This window comes from Armatimonas sp., from assembly GCF_031410135.1.
Lineage (GTDB): Bacteria > Armatimonadota > Armatimonadia > Armatimonadales > Armatimonadaceae > Armatimonas.
Map to the genome: position 1 here is coordinate 1 of NZ_JANNYP010000692.1, position 1986 is coordinate 1986.

At 56.1% G+C, this 1986-nt stretch carries 3 protein-coding genes; all 3 read left to right on the plus strand.

Annotated elements, in window-relative coordinates; translation table 11 throughout:
* On the plus strand, positions 1 to 585 hold a 585-nt coding region (locus tag RMO15_RS25400), incomplete at its 5' end, for a hypothetical protein (protein ID WP_309719308.1).
* A gap of 32 nt (positions 586 to 617) precedes the next feature.
* Positions 618 to 1688, plus strand: coding sequence for a type IV pilus twitching motility protein PilT (locus tag RMO15_RS25405; RefSeq protein WP_309719311.1), 1071 nt, complete (start codon positions 618 to 620; stop codon positions 1686 to 1688).
* A 94-nt stretch (positions 1689 to 1782) separates the two neighbouring features.
* A partial coding sequence (locus tag RMO15_RS25410; protein WP_309719314.1) for a hypothetical protein occupies positions 1783 to 1986 on the plus strand: 204 nt, incomplete at its 3' end.

Here is a 1986-nt window from a genome sequence, read left to right on the forward strand (position 1 = left end):
CCCAAAGCGGTGCCCCATGCCCAGACCGAAGCGCGTCTCAAGCGCCTAGAGGCTATCACAGGCTGGAAGCTAGAGAAGATAGAGTTTGAAGATAAGCGTCTCGACCGCAGCGCCATGGACTCGCAAGATCCCTCCATTCAGCGTGAGGTAAAAAATGTCGGCGCTGCTCCCGTGATGAGCAGTGCGAGCTTCCAAACCGGGGCAACTCTGGTAGATCCGGCGCAAGGAACTCTCGCACTAGAGCCATTTTTGCGGGCCTTCCGGGATGTGAACCGTATCAATATCACCTACCTCATCTCCGACAAGTTTACCTACAAGGGTCCACGTCAGTTCAGCGACAATCGCCTCGACATGGCACTTTCGGCACAAGGTGGAGCCTATACCTACCAGGTTCAGCTCAAGGATCACAAGTTCGACACGCTGAATCTCCCCACAAAAGAAGTGGCCAGGCAGGAAAGTTACCGTGCCGCAGAGAATAGTAATGCACCACGCCGTCTTCTTCTGGGGACGGGCTTGGTAGCGCTCCTAGCGCTGGGAGTGGCAGGCATTGCCTACGCTCTCACGCAGCGCTTTTTACACCGGTAATCTAACTTTTTAGACGAGGACATCCCTGAACGATGTACGATATTCGTGACCTGATCCGCCAGGCATTTGATCTGAAAGCGTCGGATCTGTTCATTAAAGCAGGCTCACCGCCGATGCTACGCCTTCATGGCCGCATTACCCCTGTCGAGGGAACCGAGAAGCTCAACGGCGACGATACACGGCGCATGGCTTACTCGATCATGACCCACGAGCAGATCGGGCGCTTCGAGCACCGCCATGAGCTAGATATTGGCTGGGAGCTCGATGGCCTTACCCGTGTGCGTACCAATGTCTACCAGCAGCGCGGTACCATTGGTGTCGTCAGCCGACTTGTCCCTCTGAAGATCTACACACTGGATCAGCTGGGGATGCCTCCTGCGGTCGGTGAGATGACCAAGTCACACCAGGGACTGATTCTGGTGACGGGGCCGACGGGCTCGGGCAAGTCCACGACGCTTGCAGGTATGGTCAATAAGATCAATGAAGAACAGTCGAAAAATATCGTCACGATTGAAGACCCCATTGAGTTCGTCCACCCTGATAAACAATGTATTCTCTCGCAGCGCGAGGTCGGCATTGACACGGACTCGTTCTCGGATGCACTAAAGTACGTTCTGCGCCAGAACCCGGATATTATTCTAATTGGTGAGATGCGCGATGTTGAGTCCGTGGCCGTGGCGCTCCAAGCGGCGGAAACCGGGCACCTTGTCTTTGGCACACTGCACACCGCAAGTGCTGCTGAGACCCTGGAGCGTATCGTCAACCTCTTCCCCCCAGAAGAGAAGATGCTGCTCTGTATGCGCATGAGCCAGTCCGTGCGTGGGTTCTTGGCACAGAAGCTCCTCCCCCGTGTGGACACGGTAGGCCGTGTCGCCGCTGTGGAGATCATGATCGCAACCCCCACCGTGGCGAAGCTAATTGAAGAAGGCAAGACAGGAAATATCTACACTGCCATTCAAGAGGGTGGCTTCTGGGGCATGCAGACCATGAACCAGTGCTTGACGCGCTACTTTAAGGCGGGCCTGATCTCGGAAGAGGACGCGATGGCAGCCGCGGGAAATATCACTGAGCTACGCCAGATGATCCGTCGCCCTGGCGGGTAATCACCTCCGCCGCCGGTTAAAACCGGCGGCCAAAATTTAACCGGAACTTGTTTGAGAGGGTGTTTGTATCTACGATATACTGAACCCGACTCCCATGACCGAATCCCCCACCACAGACGGCGACTGTCGTGAGGACGCCCTTGGCGCTCTCCGTGAACGTTTCCCCAACACCACTTTTCTCGCGTTAGGTCAAACAGCACTCTGGGATGAGGCTACCAAAGCCACTCTGCGGCGACGACTAGACAGCTTCTGGCCCGACGCGGCGATGCTTGCGGGCGTTCACGACACGGACTACTTC

Coding starts and splice junctions, on each gene's coding strand:
- RMO15_RS25405 (WP_309719311.1), top strand. CDS start 618: ATGTACGATATTCGTGACCTGATCCGCCAGGCATTTGATCTGAAAGCG.